Annotated in this window: 16 protein-coding genes and 2 tRNA genes; 10 read left to right on the top strand and 8 right to left on the bottom strand. The window is 62.1% G+C overall.

Annotated elements, in window-relative coordinates:
- Positions 1 to 41: 41 nt before the first annotated feature.
- A complete protein-coding gene (locus FQ320_RS12515; RefSeq protein ID WP_148472716.1) occupies positions 42 to 1,145 on the bottom strand; it encodes a class I SAM-dependent RNA methyltransferase in 1,104 nt (367 codons plus the stop codon).
- 98 nt (positions 1,146 to 1,243) lie between these two features.
- On the opposite strand from FQ320_RS12515, the gene FQ320_RS12510 reads away from it, so the two are divergent.
- The 3 genes from FQ320_RS12510 to FQ320_RS12500 all read left to right on the top strand — a co-directional run bounded on the left by FQ320_RS12510 (position 1,244) and on the right by FQ320_RS12500 (position 6,528).
- A complete protein-coding gene (locus tag FQ320_RS12510; protein ID WP_148472714.1) occupies positions 1,244 to 2,398 on the top strand; it encodes an alpha-hydroxy acid oxidase in 1,155 nt (384 codons plus the stop codon).
- Between the two features lie 497 nt (positions 2,399 to 2,895).
- Positions 2,896 to 6,342, top strand: coding sequence for a pyruvate carboxylase (locus tag FQ320_RS12505; RefSeq protein WP_148472712.1), 3,447 nt, complete (start codon positions 2,896 to 2,898; stop codon positions 6,340 to 6,342).
- A gap of 111 nt (positions 6,343 to 6,453) precedes the next feature.
- Positions 6,454 to 6,528: transfer RNA gene (locus FQ320_RS12500), tRNA-Gly, on the top strand.
- Positions 6,529 to 6,682: 154 nt separating this feature from the next.
- On the opposite strand, the gene FQ320_RS12495 is transcribed toward FQ320_RS12500, so the two are convergent.
- Positions 6,683 to 6,766, bottom strand: a tRNA-Leu gene (locus FQ320_RS12495).
- 165 nt (positions 6,767 to 6,931) lie between these two features.
- On the opposite strand from FQ320_RS12495, the gene FQ320_RS12490 reads away from it, so the two are divergent.
- Positions 6,932 to 7,429 (top strand): Hint domain-containing protein, encoded by a 498-nt coding sequence (locus tag FQ320_RS12490; protein WP_148472711.1) that lies wholly within the window; start codon positions 6,932 to 6,934, stop codon positions 7,427 to 7,429.
- A gap of 320 nt (positions 7,430 to 7,749) precedes the next feature.
- On the opposite strand, the gene FQ320_RS12485 is transcribed toward FQ320_RS12490, so the two are convergent.
- Entirely contained in the window at positions 7,750 to 9,507 is a 1,758-nt protein-coding gene (locus tag FQ320_RS12485) for a divergent polysaccharide deacetylase family protein (protein WP_187393884.1), read from the bottom strand.
- Positions 9,508 to 9,672: 165 nt separating this feature from the next.
- Here FQ320_RS12485 and FQ320_RS12480 point away from each other — a divergent pair, with 165 nt between their 5' ends.
- Both FQ320_RS12480 and trpD read left to right on the top strand, forming a co-directional pair.
- Positions 9,673 to 10,254, top strand: coding sequence for an aminodeoxychorismate/anthranilate synthase component II (locus tag FQ320_RS12480; protein ID WP_148472707.1), 582 nt, complete (start codon positions 9,673 to 9,675; stop codon positions 10,252 to 10,254).
- Positions 10,251 to 11,267 carry an anthranilate phosphoribosyltransferase gene (gene trpD, locus FQ320_RS12475; RefSeq protein ID WP_148472706.1) on the top strand — a complete coding sequence of 339 codons (1,017 nt, stop codon included), beginning with the start codon at positions 10,251 to 10,253 and terminating at the stop codon, positions 11,265 to 11,267. The genes FQ320_RS12480 and trpD overlap by 4 nt, the downstream gene beginning before the upstream one ends.
- Before the next feature lie 55 nt (positions 11,268 to 11,322).
- Here trpD and FQ320_RS12470 read toward each other — a convergent pair whose 3' ends face one another.
- Positions 11,323 to 12,870 carry an NAD(P)H-hydrate dehydratase gene (locus tag FQ320_RS12470; protein ID WP_148472705.1) on the bottom strand — a complete coding sequence of 516 codons (1,548 nt, stop codon included), beginning with the start codon at positions 12,868 to 12,870 and terminating at the stop codon, positions 11,323 to 11,325.
- 167 nt (positions 12,871 to 13,037) lie between these two features.
- Between FQ320_RS12470 and FQ320_RS12465 the strand changes: the two genes are divergently transcribed.
- The 3 genes from FQ320_RS12465 to FQ320_RS12455 all read left to right on the top strand — a co-directional run bounded on the left by FQ320_RS12465 (position 13,038) and on the right by FQ320_RS12455 (position 16,198).
- The gene (locus tag FQ320_RS12465; RefSeq protein ID WP_148472703.1) at positions 13,038 to 13,376 is read left to right on the top strand and encodes a P-II family nitrogen regulator; all 339 of its coding nucleotides are present in this window, start codon (positions 13,038 to 13,040) and stop codon (positions 13,374 to 13,376) included.
- Between the two features lie 69 nt (positions 13,377 to 13,445).
- Positions 13,446 to 14,852, top strand: a complete 1,407-nt coding sequence (gene glnA, locus FQ320_RS12460) for a type I glutamate--ammonia ligase (protein ID WP_148472699.1) — start codon at positions 13,446 to 13,448, stop codon at positions 14,850 to 14,852.
- Positions 14,853 to 14,974: 122 nt separating this feature from the next.
- The gene (locus FQ320_RS12455; RefSeq protein WP_148472697.1) at positions 14,975 to 16,198 is read left to right on the top strand and encodes a GAF domain-containing sensor histidine kinase; all 1,224 of its coding nucleotides are present in this window, start codon (positions 14,975 to 14,977) and stop codon (positions 16,196 to 16,198) included.
- Positions 16,199 to 16,211: 13 nt separating this feature from the next.
- Here FQ320_RS12455 and FQ320_RS12450 read toward each other — a convergent pair whose 3' ends face one another.
- Positions 16,212 to 17,132 (bottom strand): ADP-ribosylglycohydrolase family protein, encoded by a 921-nt coding sequence (locus tag FQ320_RS12450; protein ID WP_148472695.1) that lies wholly within the window; start codon positions 17,130 to 17,132, stop codon positions 16,212 to 16,214.
- Positions 17,133 to 17,287: 155 nt separating this feature from the next.
- Between FQ320_RS12450 and FQ320_RS12445 the strand changes: the two genes are divergently transcribed.
- Positions 17,288 to 18,505: a bifunctional alpha/beta hydrolase/OsmC family protein gene (locus FQ320_RS12445; RefSeq protein ID WP_148472693.1), complete on the top strand. Its 1,218-nt coding sequence runs from the start codon at positions 17,288 to 17,290 to the stop codon at positions 18,503 to 18,505.
- Between the two features lie 46 nt (positions 18,506 to 18,551).
- Here FQ320_RS12445 and coaD read toward each other — a convergent pair whose 3' ends face one another.
- The 3 genes from coaD to FQ320_RS12430 form a co-directional block, all read right to left on the bottom strand.
- The gene (gene coaD, locus FQ320_RS12440; RefSeq protein WP_148472691.1) at positions 18,552 to 19,049 is read right to left on the bottom strand and encodes a pantetheine-phosphate adenylyltransferase; all 498 of its coding nucleotides are present in this window, start codon (positions 19,047 to 19,049) and stop codon (positions 18,552 to 18,554) included.
- Between the two features lie 63 nt (positions 19,050 to 19,112).
- A complete protein-coding gene (locus FQ320_RS12435; RefSeq protein WP_148472690.1) occupies positions 19,113 to 19,547 on the bottom strand; it encodes a CBS domain-containing protein in 435 nt (144 codons plus the stop codon).
- Between the two features lie 95 nt (positions 19,548 to 19,642).
- A complete protein-coding gene (locus tag FQ320_RS12430; RefSeq protein WP_148472972.1) occupies positions 19,643 to 20,551 on the bottom strand; it encodes a LysR family transcriptional regulator in 909 nt (302 codons plus the stop codon).
- Positions 20,552 to 20,600: the final 49 nt, after the last annotated feature.

The following is a 20,600-nucleotide window of genomic DNA, read 5'->3' as shown; positions in this document are numbered from 1 at the left end:
GGACATGGGACAAGTTAAAGCGTTGTTCCGGTTCCGTTCCCTCAACGCAGCGGATTCGTGCGGAATAGATGTACCTTCAGCCCGCCATGGGCCACGGGTGGGCCGGGCGGGAGAAACGGCAGCCCGGTCGCCTTGGCCAGCCCTGCGTCGCTGGTGACGATGCCAACGCGCCAGCCGTGAAACTGCGACAGCACCTTGCCCAGCGTGGCATAAAGCCCGAACAACAGCTTTCGCTCGCCGATCCGCGCACCATAGGGCGGGTTGATCATCACCAGCCCCGGCGGGCCTTCTGGCGGCACAAGATCGCTGATCGGTTGCGCGGCAAATGTGGTCAGATCACCCACCCCGGCACGATCCGCGTTGGCGGTCGCCATTCGTATCGCGCCGGTGTCGCGGTCGTATCCGTAAAACCGCACCGGCACGTCGCGCGGCGTGGCCAGCTTCAGGGCGGCGACAGCCGCTTCGTCGTATCCGGCCAGCCGTTCGAATGCGAAATCCCGGTCGCGCCCGGGCATCAGGCCACGGGCGATTTCAGCAGCCTCGATCACAAAGGTGCCGGACCCACACATAGGATCGACCACCGGTTCGGTGCCATCAAATCCGCACTGCCGCAGAAACAGTGCCGCCAGAGTTTCGCGCATCGGGGCCTTACCCACCGCCTGTTTATGGCCGCGTTTGTGCAGCGACTCGCCAGATGTATCGAGAGAGAAGGTGCACAGGTCATCCTCGATCCTTGCCATCAGGCGGATCGGCGCATCGTCGGCCAAGGTGATTCCATGTGTCTCGCGCAGGGCAGTTTCGATCCGCTGTACCGCAGCGCCAGCGTGATAGATGCGGGACTTGCGGCATGTCGCCTCGACCTTGACCGGCACATCCTTGCGCAGCACGGCTGACCAATCGAACCGGCGCGACCGTTTATCCAGTTGCGCCAGATGCATCACACGGAATGATCCAACCCGCGCCAGCACCCGCGAGGCACCGCGCAACCCGATATTTGCGCGCCAAACCTCGGGCCAGCCGCCCCGCACCGTCACCCCGCCCGGCACGACCACCGGATCGGCAAACCCCAAGGTTCGTGCTTCTTCGGCCAAAGCCTGTTCCAGCCCCGGCGCCACGGTCAGGAAAATTTCAAAATCGTTGTCCATCGCCGCTGCTTATCTGCAATGCCGGGATGCCGCGACCGCTTTTTGTTGCGAATGGAACCGGGCCGTTTCATATGTGTGCGATCAAAGCGGAGAGCGCTATGGAGATCGACCACCAGTATCCGACGCTGAACGATATTCGACGGCGCGCGAAACGCCGCCTGCCCCGCTTTGTCTGGGAATATCTGGACAGCGGCACGGGCGAGGAAACCGCCAAGGCCCGCACCGGTGCCGCATTGGACGCCGTCACCCTGACGCCTCGCGCCTTGAAAAGCGCGGCGACACCCGATCTTTCGGTCACGCTGATGGGGCGACGCCATCCCCTGCCCTTTGGTTTTGCGCCCGTCGGCATGTCAGGGCTGGTCTGGCCGGGGACCGAGTCGATGTTGGCGCGCACCGCCGCCCGCGAAGGTATTCCGTTCTGCCTGTCGACCGTCGCCGCCGCCAGCCCCGAGGATCTGGCGCCCGATATTGGCGATCAAGGCTGGTTTCAGCTCTATGCCCCCGGGCAACCAGATATCCGGCGCGACATGCTGGCCCGCGCCCGTGACGCGGGGTTTCACACGCTGATTCTGACAGCGGATGTGCCGGTCCCGAGTCGCCGGGAACGACTGACCCGGGCGGGCATCACCAATCCGATGCGGATGACTCCGGGCGTGATCTGGCAGGCCGCACAATGCCCGGCCTGGGCATTGGCCACCGCGCGCTCCGGTATCCCGACCCTGCGAACACTGGCGAAATATGCCGATACAAGCACGACCCACAGCGGCACCGGGCATGTAGGATATCAGCTGCGCACAGCGCCCGACCGCGCCTATCTGGAGACCCTGCGCCGCGAATGGGCGGGCAAGCTGGTGGTCAAAGGCGTGTTGCATCCGGGCGATGCCGCCGACATGGCCGAACTTTGCGATGCAATCTGGGTGTCGAACCACGGTGGGCGGCAATTCGATGCCGGGCCGGCCCCGATTGACGCTCTGGTCACAATTCGCGATGCCGTTGGCCCCGATATACCACTAATCTGCGACGGGGCGGTGCGCGGTGGCACGGATATTTTGCGGCTTTTGTCGCGCGGGGCAGATTTCGTAATGCTGGGCCGCGCGCCCCATTGGGGTGCCGCCGCCTTTGGTCAAAGGGGCGTGGATCACGTCGTTCATGTGCTGCGCGCCGGGATGATCGCCGATATGGGCCAGTTGGGGTTGACGCGGCTGCCGGATATCGGGCGTCCAGCATTTCCGACCGACAGCAACGAACGGTAGAATGTGACCTGACCGAACCCGAGAGATAGTTCGCTCATCCCTGGGACAGAGCCCGACCGGAAATCTGATACCGGGAGCGTCGCAGCGTCGCGGAAAACCTCTCACCCAACCCCGCCGGATCGATTGATTTCGGTGGCGGCTGCGGTTCGCTCGACCCGGTTTCCAAAGTCTGATCGACAAACGCCGGCATGGGCTGCGACGCGGCAAAATTACGGTGCCGGTGGTTGGTTTCGCCATGGTTTTCCGGGCGCTGCACGACATTCGCAGCACCGCTGCACCTCCAAAATCCCAAGGATGTCCCAAAGCGCGCACACGGACAACAGGCATTGGAAAAAACCATTCAATACACTGTAAATACAGCCAAAAAATCGCTCCTTATCTGCGCTGATTGGCCGCATTTCTCTTCGAACAAAATGGGCGGGTGAGACGCGAAGTTTCTGCTTTCCCAATGGTCAATGGCCGCTATGCTGCGCCTGCAAAACAAGGGATGGACCAAGATGGCTGACTTCAAGAAGATACTGATCGCCAACCGCGGCGAGATCGCCATCAGGGTCATGCGCGCCGCCAACGAATTGAGCAAGCGCACCGTCGCAGTCTATGCCGAAGAAGACAAACTGAGCCTGCACCGCTTCAAGGCGGACGAGGCCTACTGCATCGGCGAGGGTCTGGGACCGGTCGCCGCATATCTGTCGATCGAAGAAATCATCCGCGTTGCCCGGATGTCGGGCGCCGACGCGATCCACCCCGGGTATGGACTGCTTTCGGAAAACCCCGATTTCGTCGATGCCTGTGTTGAAAACGGCATCACATTCATCGGCCCCAAGGCAAAAACCATGCGCGAGCTTGGTGACAAGGCGAGCGCACGGCAGGTGGCAATCGCCGCCGGCGTTCCGGTCATCCCGGCCACCGGCGTTCTGGGCGACGACATGGATGTGATCCGCAAGGAAGCGGCAGAAATCGGCTATCCCCTGATGCTCAAGGCCTCATGGGGCGGCGGCGGACGCGGCATGCGGGCGATTGAAGGCCCGGATGAGCTGGAGGCAAAGGTGCTGGAAGGCCGTCGCGAGGCCGAGGCTGCCTTTGGCAACGGCGAAGGCTATCTGGAAAAGATGATCCTGCGCGCCCGCCATGTGGAAGTGCAAATTCTGGGCGACCAACACGGTGCGATCTATCACCTGTGGGAGCGGGACTGTTCGGTCCAGCGGCGCAACCAGAAGGTCGTGGAACGCGCCCCCGCCCCCTATCTGTCCGGCGCACAGCGCGAAAAGCTGTGCAATCTTGGCAAGAAGGTCTGTGAATACGTCAATTACGAATGTGCCGGAACGGTCGAATTCCTCATGGATATGGATTCAGGCGAATTCTTCTTCATCGAGGTGAACCCCCGCGTTCAGGTCGAACATACGGTGACCGAAGAAGTGACCGGCATCGACATCGTGCGCGCGCAGATCCTGATCGCCGAGGGGAAATCCCTGGTCGAGGCGACGGGAACCCCATCGCAATATGACGTCCAGTTGCGCGGTCATGCCATCCAGTGCCGGATCACCTCCGAAGACCCGATGAACAACTTCATCCCCGATTATGGCCGGATCACCGCCTATCGCGGCGCGACGGGGATGGGCATTCGGCTGGACGGTGGCACGGCCTATTCCGGGGCGGTAATCACCCGATATTATGACTCATTGCTGGAAAAGGTCACCGCATGGGCCCCAACCCCCGAAGCGGCCATCGCGCGGATGGACCGGGCGTTGCGCGAGTTTCGTATTCGCGGCGTCTCAACCAACATCGCCTTTGTCGAGAATCTGCTGAAACATCCGACATTCCTCAACAATGAATATCACACGAAATTCATCGACCAGACGCCGGAACTGTTCGAATTCAAGAAACGCCGTGACCGCGCGACCAAGATCCTGACCTATATCGGCGACATCACGATCAACGGGCATCCCGAAACCGAGGGCCGTCCGCGCCCGCCCGCCTATGTCAAAACGCCCCACGCGCCGAAACTGCGCACTGATTCTCCGCGCCCGGGCACCCGTCAGATCCTTGAGGAATTCGGCCCTCAGGCGGTGGCCGACTGGATGGCCGACCAGAAACGCCTGCTGATCACCGACACCACGATGCGCGACGGGCACCAGTCGCTGCTGGCCACGCGGATGCGGTCAATCGACATGATCACCGCCGCCCCCGCCTATGCTGCCAACCTGCCCGAACTGTTTTCGGTCGAATGCTGGGGTGGTGCAACGTTCGATGTGGCCTATCGGTTTTTGCAGGAATGTCCGTGGCAGCGGCTGCGCGACATCCGTTCTGCGATGCCTAACCTGATGACCCAGATGCTTTTGCGCGCGTCCAACGGTGTGGGATATACCAATTACCCTGACAATGTGGTCCAGAGCTTTATCGCGCGGGCGGCAGAATCGGGTGTCGACGTGTTCCGGGTGTTTGATTCGCTGAACTGGGTCGAAAACATGCGCGTCGCGATGGATGCGGTGATCTCGGCGAACAAGGTCTGCGAAGGCACGATCTGTTACACTGGCGATCTGCTGAACCCTGACCGGTCAAAATACGACCTTAAGTACTACGTTGCCATGGGCAAGGAACTGAAAGCCGCAGGCGCGCATGTTCTCGGGCTCAAGGATATGGCCGGCCTGTTGAAACCCGTCGGCGCAAGCATCCTGATCAAGGCGTTGAAGGAAGAAGTGGGCCTGCCGATCCATTTCCACACCCACGACACCGCCGGAATTGCCTGCGCCACGATTCTTGCCGCCGCTGACGCAGGGGTCGACGCAGTTGACTGCGCGATGGATTCGTTGTCGGGCAACACCTCGCAAGCGACGCTTGGCACGATTGTCGAGGCTCTGGCCAATACGCCGCGCGAAACCGGGCTTGATATTGGCGCTGTGCGCGAAATTTCCAACTATTTCGAAACGGTCCGCTCGCATTATGCGGCGTTCGAATCGGGCATGCAGGCCCCGGCATCCGAGGTCTATCTGCACGAAATGCCCGGCGGACAGTTCACCAACCTCAAGGCGCAGGCACGGTCCCTGGGGCTTGAGGAGCGCTGGCACCAGGTCGCGCAGACCTATGCCGATGTGAACCGGATGTTCGGCGATATCGTCAAGGTCACGCCCTCGTCCAAGGTAGTGGGCGACATGGCGCTGATGATGGTGGCGCAGGGGCTGACGCGTGAACAGGTCGAAGACCCGAATGTCGATGTGGCCTTCCCCGACAGTGTGATCGACATGATGCGCGGCTCGCTTGGCCAACCGCCGGGCGGATGGCCAAAAGCGATCCAGAAAAAGATCCTCAAGGACGAAAAGCCGTTTTCCGAACGTCCCGGCAAGAGATTGAAACCCGTCGATCTTGAAGCGGCCCGCAAGGAAGTCTCGGATGCGCTGGACGGAGTCGATGTGGATGACGAGGATCTGAACGGTTACCTGATGTATCCCAAGGTGTATCTCGACTATCGCCGCCGCAATCTGGAATACGGCCCGGTGCGCACCCTGCCGACCCATACGTTCTTTTACGGCATGGCGCCGGGCGAAGAGATCACCGCAGAAATCGATCCCGGTAAAACGCTGGAAATCAGATGTCTGGCCGTCGGTGAAACCACTGACTCGGGCGAGGCCCGGGTGTTTTTCGAGCTGAACGGCCAGCCCCGTCTGGTCCGTGTTCCCGATCGCAAGGCCACCGGCATCGCCGCCCGCCGCCCGAAGGCCGAACCGGGCAACCCGGCCCATATCGGTGCGCCCATGCCGGGTGTTGTCGCCACCGTCGCCGCCCAACCGGGTATGAAAGTGAAAACCGGCGACCTGTTGTTGACCATCGAGGCGATGAAAATGGAAACCGGAATCCATGCCGAACGCGCCGCCACGATCAAGGCGGTTCACGTCACACCCGCGGCCCAGATCGATGCAAAAGATCTGCTGATCGAATTTGAGCCGTGATCCGGGAATTTTCCGCCACCGCGAGCCTTTGGAGCCGGATATTCCTGCGCCATTGAACTTTTCCCCTTGCGGCCTCCTTTGGGGTTGAGTATCCCGACCTCACCAACGGATGCGGGCGTAGCTCAGGGGTAGAGCATAACCTTGCCAAGGTTAGGGTCGAGAGTTCGAATCTCTTCGCCCGCTCCAATTTAACCGATTACCCACGGTTAGTGAGACAAGGCCGCCTTAGGGCGGCCTTTCTGTTTTTGGCGTATGGGTTGCGCCGCCGGGGACAGAACGCGTGAATTGACGCGTCATCAACCCAACTGAAACCGCTTAAATCAATCTAATGAGAATAAGGTGGTGCGGGTGAAGGGACTCGAACCCCCACGCCAAAGGCGCCAGAACCTAAATCTGGTGCGTCTACCAGTTCCGCCACACCCGCACATTTCCGTCGCATGATCCGATTACGGTCCGCGCGGCAAATGTTGTCTAGCAAAGCACACCAGACAACGCGAGTGGAAACAGGGCTGTGTTTTTGTCGTTGGTAACGATTTATTTCCTTATGCTGTGAGAAAAAAGGCCCGAGGCAGCAATCGTGAGGCAACACATGCACAAAACCCTTTCCGGCGCATCAACGCCGACCCCTTCCCGAACAACGGCGCCGCGAGATAAAACGAATCAAACCGCGCTGGCAGGATTCGCCGCGCCGGCCCGGATCATGACGCTGGATGGCGCGGTCCCGGTCGATTGCCTGCGCCCCGGTGACCGGATTGTGACGCGCGACACAGGCATGTGCCGCCTTGTGGCCGTGACATCGCGAATTCATCGGGATGTGACACCGATCAACGTGAGCGGTTCCAGCCTTGGCCATGGCCGGCCTGAACACGGTCTGACGCTGGGGCCCGAGCAACAGGTGTTGCTGCGCGACTGGCGCGCGCTTGCTCTGTTTGGGCAACACACGGCGATGGTGCCCGTGGAGCGGCTTGTCGATGGGGAATTCATCTCACGCCGGGAAACGCCCATGCGGTTGCGCTTGTTCACGCTCGATCTTGGCGGCGATCATGTAATCTATGTCGACGGGTTGGAATGTTCGTCCAAGGCCTGACGTTCGGACACCCACTGGATCACAGCCACCGCGACGAAGGAGGCGGGGCCTCTTTTTTAAACATGCCCGAGACAGGGAGTTTTGTGGCGCGCGTCCGCAACGCGAAACGCACAATGCAGCAGGCCTGTGCGACCTTCTTTCACAGATCTCGCGGTAAGGTCGCACAACTTCAGCGTTTCGTATCCGGTGCAATAGAACCAGAGCACGTCGCGCAATTGTCCAGGCGAACCGTGCCGCCCGGTGACGGGCGCACCGGAAATCAACGTTACGGGTGTGAGCGACGTTTCACCGCCTCCCTGCCGATCACTGCCCCGGACCTGTCACTGCCCCAAAGCGCGCAGTGCCGCCGAAACCGGAGCGAGCGCGACACTGGCTGCGCGATTGCCCAGCGCCCATTCCGTGAGCGCCGCAATCGTTTCCGGTCGGTTTCGGCCGATCAGAATCACCGCTTCCTCCTGCCGGGCGCGGAACGCCGCCTGATCGAGAAACCGTTTGACGGCGCGGGTATCCTGCCCCTGATCGTCGATCTGACGAAACACCAGCGCTGCGGGAACATCAGCCTGCGCCGCCACCTGCCGCGTCGTGTTCAGCCCACGGGGAAAAAGAACGAGCCCGTGACCGGTGGCCGCAATCTCAGTTACGATCTGCCCCGCCACCTCACGATTGGTCAGGCCCCCGCCCTCGGGCGGCTCCAATACGGCGACTGCCATCGGGATCGCCTGCAGGCTGGATTGCATCGCCACAGATACATCAGAAGCCCGCGCGCCTTCGGGCAAGGCGGGAATCAGCAGAACCTCGGACCCGGCAGATTGATACCCGACGGCGCGCCCAGCGGCATCTGGCCTGACCGCATCCACCGCAATACTTACCGCGAATGGCAGATCCACCGGCGGACCATCGGAATCGATCAGAACGATGGCCACGATCGGCCGGCCTTCGGGATTGTCGAAGGGTAAGCCGTTGCGTGTCAAAGCATCTTTAGCCTCGGGCGCATCGGGTATATTGGCGGTTTCTGCGGTCGTATCAGGCGTATCGCCAATCCGGGGCAGCCGGTTGGTGATCACTGTGGGTGTGTCGTCGGGCGCGGGTCGGGCTGTGGGTTCCGGCGTGTCATCCACACGATCCGGCAGCGGCGCAACGACCGGAAGCGCGCTGTCCTGTGCCGTCTCAACCGGCGCGGGGTCTGTCTCGGGCGCCTCCGGCGGCGTGCCTACATTCGGCAGTTCCCCGTCGTCGGTCGCAGCGACGGGGGCTGTGGGCGGTGCGGCCGGGCGCAAGGGAGCATTGGTCACGTCAGATGCGGGCGGCACAAAATCCGGTGGCGTTTCGGGCAGTGCAACCACAGGCGCGTCAATCACTCCGGCAGGCAGCGGCGCGGAGGGCATCGGTGAGTTTGCATTTTCCGCCAGAACGACGGCACCCGGAATCTCAGCCGGAGCGGCGATCTTCGGGCCGGTTTCCGCGGAGGGCATGGTCGGCACTTCGTCTTCGGCAACGGTGGGAACAGGCGCGTCCGGCGCCGTGCCCCGATCAGGAACCTCGGGCCCCGGTCCGGCGGGCGGCGCAACTGCGATAACGGGCGGCGCATCATCCATCGGCGTCCCGGGCGAAATATCGTCCACCGGCACCGCCAAAGGAGTATCTGTTGCCGGTTCAGGCGCGGCGGCCCCGAAATTTTCGCTGGGTGTAACCGGCGGCATCACCGGGGCAGGATCGGTTCGAGGCATGTCAGCAGGGGCAGTTTCCAGCGGCGACATCAACCTGTCGCCGTCTGTATCGGGAGCTTCAACCGGCGGTTTCAACGCCGCGACCACGCCGGGCGATGGCTGTTCGGATGCGGGCCGAAGCGGCCCCGGTTCGTCCACAGACGGGTTGACCGGCAGTCCCACAGGCATATCGGTCGCCGCCGCCTCGGGGGGGGGGCCGACGATCACGCGTCGTTCAGCGAACTGGCTTCCGCCGATCAGCGCCACGCCCGTCACCACAACACCCCAGAGCGCACCCGTCAGAATTCCCTTCACGCCGTTCCCTTCACGCTGCGCTTTCGCCGCTTCGGCATCAAAAGCCGAAATTTCCAATTGTACCGCCGGACCGCCCAAGGGTGCTTGACCCCTGCCCGCCCCTGCGCCCATGTATAGCGTGACACCCTGCGGGGTTCACCCCCTCTTGCCGCGCCTTGGCAGGTGACGGAGTGGCTCCGGGTTTTGCACCGTACCACAAGCCACCCACAAGGAATCGACTCTGTGCTGCTTTTGATCGATAATTACGACAGTTTCACCTATAATCTTGTTCACTATCTGGGGGAACTTGGCGCGCAGGTGCAGGTGCACCGCAATGACGCGCTGAATGTGCAGCAGGCAATGGCGCTGCGCCCCTCGGCGATCCTGTTGTCACCGGGCCCCTGTGACCCTGACCGTGCCGGGATCTGTCTTGACCTGACGCTGGCTGCTGCCGAGGCCCGCACGCCGCTTCTGGGTGTCTGTCTGGGGCATCAGACCATCGGTCAGGCCTTCGGGGGTAACGTTGTACCCTGTCACGAGATCGTTCACGGCAAGGCGGGGCACATCCGTCACACCGGCAAGGGGATGTTCGCCGGGCTGCCTTCCCCCCTGTCGGCGACGCGGTATCATTCGCTGGTGGTGGACCGCGCGACCCTGCCTGATTGTCTGGAAATCACCGCCGAACTGGAGGACGGGACCATCATGGGCCTGGCACACCGCGAACTGCCGATTGAAGGGGTGCAATTTCACCCCGAATCCATCGCCTCGGAACATGGGCACGCAATGCTGCGCAATTTCCTGAGCCGCGTGGCGTTGCCGGCATGAGCGACCTGAAAGACCTGATCGCTGCCGCCGTCGACCGCCCGCTTACCCGGGCCGAAGCCGAGATTGCCTTTAGCATCCTGTTTGAGGGAAAAGCGACGCCCAGCCAAATCGGTGGGTTCCTGATGACTCTGCGCACCCGGGGCGAAACCGTGGACGAATACGCGGCTGCCGCCGCCGTAATGCGCGCCAAATGCCGCCCCGTCCGCGCGCCCGAGGGCGCGATGGATATCGTCGGAACGGGCGGCGACGGGATGAAAACCCTGAACATTTCCACTGCCACCGCCTTTGTCGTGGCGGGCTGCGGCGTCGTTGTGGCGAAACACGGCAACCGCAACCTGTCGTCGAAATCCGGCGCGGCGGACGCGCTGACCCAGATGGGAATCAATGTGATGGTCGGCCCCGAGGTGGTAGAGCGCGCACTGACCGAGGTCGGCATCGGCTTCATGATGGCCCCGATGCACCATCCAGCCACCGCCCATGTGATGCCCGCGCGCAGCGAACTGGGCACGCGCACGATCTTTAACATCCTTGGCCCGCTGACCAATCCGGCAGGCGTGAAACGCCAGTTGACTGGCGCTTTCTCGGCCGACGTGATCCGCCCCATGGCCGAAACCCTTGCGGCGCTTGGGGCCGAAAAGGCGTGGCTTGTCCATGGGGGCGACGGCACCGACGAAATCTCTATCGCTGCGCCGACCAAGGTGGCGGCGCTGGAAAACGGCATAGTCACAATGCGCGAGATTGCACCCGAGGACGCCGGGTTGCCCGTGCATCCGTTCGAGGCAATCCTCGGCGGCTCACCGGCTGAAAACGGTGCGGCCCTGCGGGCCCTGCTGGACGGCGCGCCGGGGGCTTACCGCGACTCGGTGCTGTTCAACGCAGCAGCGGCGCTGGTGGTGGCCGACCGGGTTTCATCATTGCCCGAGGGCGTGGAAATGGCACGGGAAAGCATCGATTCAGGCGCGGCAAAGGGCAAGGTCGAAGCGCTGGCGCGGATCACGTCCGATCCCGCGTGAGGCGGGCCTTTCTTTTTGAGTATTTGTGCAAGGAGAATCCAGAGGCGGCGCGTCCTTACAATCGGCGCAGCACTTCGGGCAGGGCTTCGGGCAGGTCTTCGGCGATCAGTCCGGGGCCGAAGGCAAGGGCCGCCTGGGTGTGCAGCCATGCAGCGCCACAGGCGGATTCGAACGGGGCATGGCCCCGCGCCAGCAATCCGGTCACGATCCCGGCCAGTACATCGCCTGCCCCCGCTGTGGCCAGCCAGGGTGCAGCCCGACCATAGGCCGCAGAGTGGATCGCCGCCCGCCCGTCCGGCGCAGCGACAACCGTGTCGGGGCCCTTGAACACCACCGTGCAGCCGACCTGTCGCGCCGCATCGCGGGTTGCATCCAGCTTGGAAAACGCAGCGCCTGCCGCCGGAACATCCGACAGGCGCTGCGCGATATCGGGAAACAACCGCGCAAATTCGCCGGCATGGGGCGTCAGGACACAGGCGGCGTGCAGTTGCGCAACCAATTCGGGACGTTCCGCCAGCAGGGTGATCGCATCCGCATCCAGCACACAGGCGCGGCGCGAGGCCAGTGCCCCGGCCACCAGCCCCGCCGCCCGCCGGTCGCGCCCCAACCCGGGCCCAAGGCAAAGCGCGTTGATTCGCCGATCCTCCAGCAGGGACTCCAGCGCCGCTGCATCCGCGATCCGGCTCAGCATCGCCGCCGTGATCTGCGAGGCGACCTCGAACTGTGCGGCGGGGGGCACGCCCAGCGTCACCAGCCCCGCACCGATCCGCATGGCCCCCCGCGCCGCCAGTCGCGCAGCCCCCGTGCGCCCCGGCCCTCCAGTCAGCACCAGCGCGTGCCCGTGATCAAACTTGTGGCCCCCGCTCTTGCCGACCGGACCCGGACCGTTGACCAGCCGCGGCACCTCCGCCGGCAGTGGATCGACGCGGCTAGGCAAACCGATATCAACCACCGCCAGCGCGCCACAGAGTCCCGGACCATCAGCCAGATAATGCCCCGGCTTGCCGGTGTGGAACGTCACCGTCAAATCGTATTTGCATGGGTTGCCGCGGTTGCGACCGCTGTCGGCGCACAGGCCCGTGGGCACATCAACCGCCACCATGGGCGGGTGCACCATGCGCCGTTCCTTGTATTGCTGTATCCCGGAGACTGCTTGGTTGATCTGAGGCCCGAGATCGCGGGTCAGGCCGATCCCGAGGATCGCATCGACAATCAGTTCAGGCGGTTCATCCCAGAACCCCGGAAACACGGTTTCCGGCGCACCGTTACAAAATGCCACCTGCCCGACGCCCCGCCATACATCAAAGGCAGCGCGCGCATCTGGCGGCAGGGCGGCGGGATCGCCAATCATCCAAACCGCGACCTGCCAACCGCGCTTGGCCAACAAGCGCGCAATGATGAAACCGTCGCCACCATTGTTGCCCGGCCCGCAATACACCGCCGCCCGCCCGACTCGCGTCGCCAGAGCGGGCCATTGTGCGAGGATGGCGCTCAGGGTGCCCTGTCCGGCCCTTTCCATCAGGGCAAAACCGGTCACCGCGCCGCTGTCGATCTCTGCCCGTTCCAGCGCCCGCATCTGCGCCGATGTCGCCAGCCCGATCATCGCGCCCCGAGGCGAATTTTAAAACTGCCCAAAAAACTGGCATGGCGCACAAAATCGTGGCGTTCCATTGCAATTCCTTCTTGCCGTTGCGCTTGCCTGCCCACGGCGAATTGTAGCCGCCGACGAGAAGTGGTCTGTCCCAACCAACAGCACGTAGGAGTCGGCCCATGAAGAAGATCGAGGCAATCATCAAGCCATTCAAGCTGGATGAGGTCAAGGAAGCCTTGCAGGACATCGGCGTTCAGGGGTTGAGCGTAATCGAGGTGAAGGGGTTCGGTCGCCAGAAGGGGCACACCGAGCTTTATCGCGGCGCCGAATACGTGGTCGATTTCCTGCCGAAAGTGAAGATCGAGGTGGTGCTGGACGACGAACAGGTCGACGCCGCCATCGAGGCCATCGTATCGGCCGCCAAGACCGACAAGATCGGTGACGGCAAGATTTTTGTATCGTCCGTCGAACAGGCGATCCGCATCCGCACCGGCGAAACCGGCAGCGAAGCGTTGTAATCCGGCCGCCCGGCCCTGCCCGGGCAGCCACAAGGTCTCAATCGAAAAACCGAAGGAAAGAAGGACACCATGAACCCCACGGACATGCTGAAGAAGATCAAGGACGAGGATATCGAATATCTCGATGTCCGCTTCACCGACCCGCGCGGCACGTTGCAGCATATCACGATGATGTCCGATCAGGTCGATGAGGATTTCATCGAGGATGGCCTGATGTTCGACGGATCATCCATCGCGGGTTGGAAATCGATCGACCAGTCCGACATGAAACTGATGCTCGACACCAGCACCGTGTATATGGATCCGTTCTATGCGGAAAAAACCATGGCGGTGCATTGCACGGTTTGCGAACCGGACACTGGCGAACGCTACGAGCGCGATCCGCGCGGCACAGCGCGCAACGCCGAGGAATATCTGAAATCGACCGGTATCGGCGACACGGCCTATATGGGTCCGGAGGCCGAATTCTTCCTGTTCGACAACGTCCGATTTGCCGTTCAGATCAACAAGGTATCCTATGAGGTCGATGCGGTCGACGGCTCGTGGAATTCGGATGCCGAGTTCGAAATGGGCAATATGGGCCACCGGCCCGGGCTCAAGGGTGGCTATTTTCCGGTAAACCCGGTGGATGACGCACAGGACCTGCGCAGCGAAATGCTGTCGACGATGAAGCGGATCGGCATGAGGGTCGACAAGCATCACCACGAGGTCGCATCGTGCCAGCACGAACTGGGCCTGTTGCACGGGTCGTTGACCAAACAGGCCGACGAGATCCAGAAATTCAAGTACATCGTAAAGAACGTCGCCCATTCCTATGGGAAATCCGCGTCCTTCATGCCGAAACCCATTTCAGGCGACAACGGCAGCGGGATGCACGTGAACATGTCCATCTGGAAGGACGGCAAGCCGACCTTTGCGGGCGATAAATACGCCGATCTGTCGGATGAGGCGCTGTGGTATATCGGCGGCATCCTGAAGCACGCCAAGGCTCTGAACGCCTTCACCAACCCGACGACCAACAGCTATAAGCGGCTGATTCCCGGGTTCGAGGCTCCGGTCCTGCGCGCCTATTCCGCACGCAACCGGTCGGGCTGTGTGCGCATTCCCTGGGCCGAAAACCCCAAGGCCAAGCGGGTCGAGGCGCGGTTCCCCGATCCTGCCGCCAACCCCTATCTGTGTTTTTCCGCGCTGTTGATGGCCGGGCTTGACGGGATCAAGAACAAGATCAACCCGGGCGAAGCGATGGACAAGGATCTGTACGATCTTCCCGCCGAAGAGCTGGCCGGCATCCCGACCGTCTGCGGCAGTCTGCGCGAGGCGATGGATGAGCTTGAAAAGGACATGGATTTCCTGACTGCGGGCAATGTGTTCACCAAGAATCAGATCGAAGGCTACATGGATCTCAAGTGGGAGGAGATCTATGCCTATGAACAGACCCCCCACCCGATCGAGTTCAAGATGTACTATAGCTGCTGATCCGGACACCCGGGTTTGACCATGCGGGGCGTCCTTCGGGGCGCCCCGTTTTGTTACGGGCACTCACCGATTGTTAACCCATCACGGCTAGGTCTTGCCATCACCGCGATGTGAGGCCCTTCATGACCGTACAGACCCCGATCCGACCCTATCCCGTGCCCGTGAATGACCTGTCACGATCCCGCATCACCGACGCGATGGAGCTTGAAAAACGCCGATCCGACCCGTTCTTTACCCATGTCACAGACGTCGTGCGCGGCATCTTCGACACACCTGTCGCATTCCTGTCTCTGCTCAGCGGCGACCATCTGACGTTTCTGTGCATGAACGGCATCGATATGACCGGAACGCCGCGCACCCACTCGCTGTGCGCCTTTACTGTGGCCAAGGGGCAGACGATCATCCTGCCCGACACCCTTCTCGATCCGCGCACAGCCGATCATCCGGTGGTCGCCGGGCCGCCCCATGTGCGATTTTCTGCCAGCGCGCCGGTGATCCTGTCCTCGGGGTTTTGCATCGGGACGCTCTGCGCGATTGATCTGGTGCCGCGTGATGCGCCCGGCGAAACACAAGTGCGGCAGTTGGAACATCTGGCAGCAATGGTCGCCCGGTTTTATGAGGTGCCGCTGGAACCCGATCCCGCACAGCTTGCCCGGCTCAACCGCATCGCCGCCGACGCGCAAGAAGAATTCCTGACCCTGATCGGCCACGAGTTGCGCACACCGCTGAACGGCATTCAGGGTCTGGCGCAGGTGTTGGAACCCGCGAACGAAGATCAGGCGGAACTGATTGCAATCCTGTTGGAAAGCGCCAGCCACTTGGAAAAGATCGTCGAAAGTATTCTGACCTTTACCGATCTGCGGACCGGCGACATTGCCCTGCCCGACACCTTGGTCGACATCGGCGCTTTGCTGGGCGGTGTGTTGCACCGCATGGGCCGGTTGGCCGGGTTGAACGGTAAACACCTGAATACCGGTGCACTGCCCGACGGGATGACGCTGAAAGGCGATCCGGCGCTGCTCGAGCTTGGGGTGACCTGCCTATTGCTGAACTTCATCGCCCATGGCGGCCCGACCGGCCACATCAGCCTGCGCGAAGATCCGGGCGGTGACCTGACACTCGAGATTCTGGATGACGGCGCGGGAATACCCGAGGATCGCATTGCCGGCATATGGCAGGCCTTTGCGGTTGGTGCCAGACCGACCGAACGGGCATCCGACGGGATCGGGCTCGGCCTTCCGTTGACCCGGCGGATCGTCGAGCTGCATGGCGGCGAACTTGATGTGGTCCGTCACAACGGGCAAACCCTCGCGCAGATTCGCGTGCCGGCCTGGCGGCGAGGTTAAGTGCCCCACCGGATCAGAGGGCGGACAGCGCCCGGCACTCAGCCCAGATCGACCGCCCGTCCTCCAGCGCAAGCACCCAATCCAGCGGTATATCCCCCGCACCCCGCACGGCCCCCATGACCGCACCGATTACGATCGCCCGTCCCGCACTGTCACCACCCGCGCGGATGTTACGCTCGACTACGTCGGCAAAATCAGTGGCATGGACCAGAATATGAAAGGCAAGAGGCATCCCCATCGACAAATGGCAGGCTCGGCCCGTCGTTTCGCCAAAGACAACAGAATCCGGTTGATCACTGTCCAGAGCGGCCAGCAGCGGGGCGTCTGTCCCTGCCGCAGAACGCAGCGCCTGCGGCAGGGGAATTCCGTTCAACACCTGCGTCAGAAGATCGGTGAACACCCTGCCATACCTGCCCGCCTCGGGATTTACGTTGGTGGCGCGCTGCGCGGCCTGAACCCGTTCCGCCAGATCGCCCCGCCCGCCATGGGCCACGATCACCGCAGGCAGCGTCGCCAGGGCTGGCAATTGATCATCGTCGACCCCAGAAGGATCGGTTTGATTCTTAGCCAAATTCGCCAGCGTGCCCTTTGTGGGGCGGTCGATATACCCGCGCCAATCACCACCCGCTCCAAAGAACCCGGCATAATCCGCCTGATAGGCAGTGATATCCAGCGGCACCCCCTGCCGCAAAATCGTCGCCATCACCAACCGCAGCGCCGCACCATATTGTGTCGGTTGCCCGTCCCGCCGCGCTCTATGGGCGAAATACCCCTCGGCTCCGTCGAAATACGCCGCGTCGACCGGTACAAAGGCAGCGCTTCCGTGGCGCTCCGCGACCTCGGCCAGGCGCGACACATCGTATAGCCAATGCAAACCAAGCGCCGCCGCATCCGCCACCAAAGCCCCAAATACCGCCGCTGCACTCTTATCCATTCCGCCTCCTGACTGACTTCAATCCACACCGTATTACGCTTCGGATCAAGCAGCGGAAGTTGAAACAACCGTCACCTTGACGTGACACTGTGTTTTCCAGTCTTGTTGCGACGGGCCCCGCGTCACAGGTTCAGTTCAAGACAGGAGGGCATCAGATGGCCATGGAAAAAATTACCTTTCAGGGGCACGACGGCCAATCACTTGCGGCCCGACTGGATCTTCCCGACGGTCCGCATCTGGGCACCGCGCTGTTTGCGCATTGTTTTACCTGCTCCAAGGATATTCCGGCGGCGCGGCGCATCGCCGGGCGTTTGGCTGCTATGGGGCTGGCGGTCCTGCGATTCGATTTCACCGGGCTCGGACATTCCGAGGGCGAATTTTCGAATACGGATTTCACCAGCAATGTCGCCGATCTGACCGCCGCAGCCGGGTATCTGGCCGCGCGCGGAATGGCGCCGGAACTGTTGATCGGTCACTCGCTGGGCGGAGCAGCTGTGCTGAAGGCAGCCGGGGAGATCGACAGCGCGCGCGCCGTGGTCACGATCGGCGCGCCCTTCGACCCCAGCCATGTTACCCACAATTTTGCAGGCGCGCTGGATACCATCCGCACCGATGGCAGCGCCGAAGTCTCGCTCGGCGGCCGCCCTTTCCGGATTTCGCGCGAATTTGTCGAGGATGTAGAAAAGGCCAATCTGGCCCCCGCCATCCACGGATTGAAACGCGCGCTGCTGGTGATGCACGCGCCCCGGGATGAGATCGTGGGAATCGACAGCGCGTCACAGATATTTACCGCCGCGCAGCACCCCAAAAGCTTCGTGACCCTGGATAATGCGGATCATTTGATTACCCGCGCCGAGGATGCGGAATATGCCGCCGAGGTGATTGCCGCCTGGTCCGCGCGGTATCTGTCGCTGCGCCAGCCCGCACCGCCCCCCGGTGCGCCCGAAGGCATCGTGCGGGTCTCCGAGGCCGATGCCGAAGGATTCCTTCAGGATATCAGTTCAGGACCCGACCATCACATTCTGGCTGACGAACCGCTGGCCTATGGCGGCACGAACCGGGGAATGTCGCCCTATGGGCTGATCGCGGCGGGGCTTGGCGCCTGCACATCGATGACGATTCGGATGTATGCGCGGCGCAAGGGCTGGCTATTGGATCATGTTCGTGTCGACGTCAGCCACAACAAGGTGCACGCTCAGGATGCCGACACGCGTGGCGAGGAAAAGATCGACGAGTTCCAACGCGAGGTGCATCTGGCCGGCGATCTGGACACCGAACAACTGGACCGACTGATGGAGATTGCGGATCGCTGTCCGGTGCACCGGACACTGGAACGCTCGGCCCGGGTGGTGACCCGGATGCTGAAAGAATAACCGCGCCCGAATTCCCTTCGCGCTGGCCTTTTCATCACGACGCGCGTCAGGAATGTGAAAATTTTGCCTTAAGGGCGTCATTGACCGGTGGCGTGACAAATTTCGAAACGTCGCCGCCCAAGCGGGCAATTTCCTTGACCAGTTTCGATGCGATGGGTTGATGTCGTCCTTCTGCCATCAGAAAAACCGTCTCCACCGAATCGTCCAGCATCCGGTTCATTCCCACCATCTGATATTCGTATTCGAAATCCGCCACCGCGCGCAGACCGCGCACGATCACACCGGCCCCAACATCCCGGGCACAGTCGATCAGCAGGTTTTCGAACGGATGCACCACCAGTTCGCAACCGGTCAATTCCGTCACGCGGGCGAATTCGGCTTCGACCATCTCGACGCGCTGCTCAAGCGAAAACAGCGGTCCCTTATCACGGTTAACCGCCACGCCGATGACCAGACGGTCAACCAGACGGCATGCCCGGCGGATAATGTCGAGATGGCCAAGTGTTATCGGATCGAACGTGCCGGGATAGAGGCCGATGCGCATGGGAACCCCCGCTTTTTGCTGCGTGACAGCAACAATATTACGCGCCCGGATGCAACCCCGGACTTAATGCCCCATTACCATGGATTCCAGCGCGTCACGTTCCATCGCCAGTTCTGCCAGTCGCGCCTTGACTGCATCGCCAATGGAAATCAGCCCGACCATTTCATCGTTCTGCATCACCGGCATGTGGCGAAATCGTCCTTCGGTCATTTTTTCCAACACTGTGTTGGCGTTGTCGCTCGGGGTGCAGGTCGTCAGGTCGGACGTCATCAGATCGTCCACTTTGTCCGTCAGGCACCCGGCCCCGCGCCGGCCCAGTTCGCGCACAATGTCCCTTTCGGACAGGATGCCCAGCGGCACCGTTCCATCCGCCGAGACGATCACCGCGCCGATCCGTTTTTCCGACAGCAGCTTTGCCGCCTCGCCGACGGGGGTTCCGGGGGCCAGGGTGATCACACCCGCTGCCGCCTTGCTGTTAAGAATCTGTTGCACCAGCATACTGTTTTCCTTTGCATCCCGAGCCCTGTGTCAAGCGTGGCGCGGCGATGCCCGACCTGTCAACCCATCGCTGCACGTCGGGCCATCGTCGTAAGTCAGCGCATTGCATCTGGTCGGGCCATCGTTTCGAGCCGGGCAAGTTCGGCGCGCACCCCATCGACCAGAAATCCCGCAAACCGGTTCAGGCGCACTGTGCGGTGGTCATCGGCATGACGTATCAGCCAGAACGTGCGCGTCAGCCGCACCTGATCGGCCAGAACGCGCACCAGCCCGGGTGCGGCAGGCAGCGCGAAATCATGCACCACCCCGACTCCGGCCCCCATGGCAAGCCATTGAAATTGCACAGCGACAGAATTTGACGACAGAGCAACCCGGTCGATCCCGATCCCCCCTAGATAATCCAGTTCCTTGTCAAAGATCATGTCGGGAACATAGCCGACCATCCGGTGATGCCGCAGATCCTCCAAGGAATTCAGCGCCGGCGCGCCAGTCAAATAGTCCCGGTGCGCAGCCAGCGACAGGTGGTAATCCGCGATCTTTTGTACGCTCAGCCGTCCGCCGCTGGGCGGAGATACGGCAATTGCCATATCGGCCTCGCGCCGTGGCAGGTTGAACACCCGGGGCAGCGCGACGATCTGAATGTCCAGATCCGGGTGCATTTCCGTCAACGCGACGCAAACCCGGGGCAACAGAAAATTGGCGCAGCCATCGGGGGCACCCACACGGATGGTGCCTGACAGCGCCTCGCCATCGCCGCGCAATTCATCCTTCGCGGCCAACATCGCCTGTTCGGCCTGTTCGGCGTGGGCGACAAAGCGCTGACCCGCTTCCGTCAGGCGATAGCCTTGGGGCGATTTGGCGAAAAGTGCTGCGCCCAGCGCCGATTCAAGCCGGGCAATCCGTCGCCCGACCGTGGCCGCATCCCGTTTCAACACGCGGGCGGCGGCTGACAGACTGTCGGTGCGGGCAACGGACAGGAAAATCCGCATGTCGTCCCACTGAATTTCCATGTTCATACCTGCATTTTTGCAAAACGCTTTTGCCAAACTGCCG

Origin of the sequence: Oceaniovalibus sp. ACAM 378 (assembly GCF_008085915.1) — a bacterium.
In the GTDB taxonomy this organism is placed as follows: domain Bacteria; phylum Pseudomonadota; class Alphaproteobacteria; order Rhodobacterales; family Rhodobacteraceae; genus Oceaniglobus.
The sequence above is the reverse complement of the archived record's forward strand: the minus strand, read 5'-3'. Positions and strand labels throughout refer to the sequence as shown.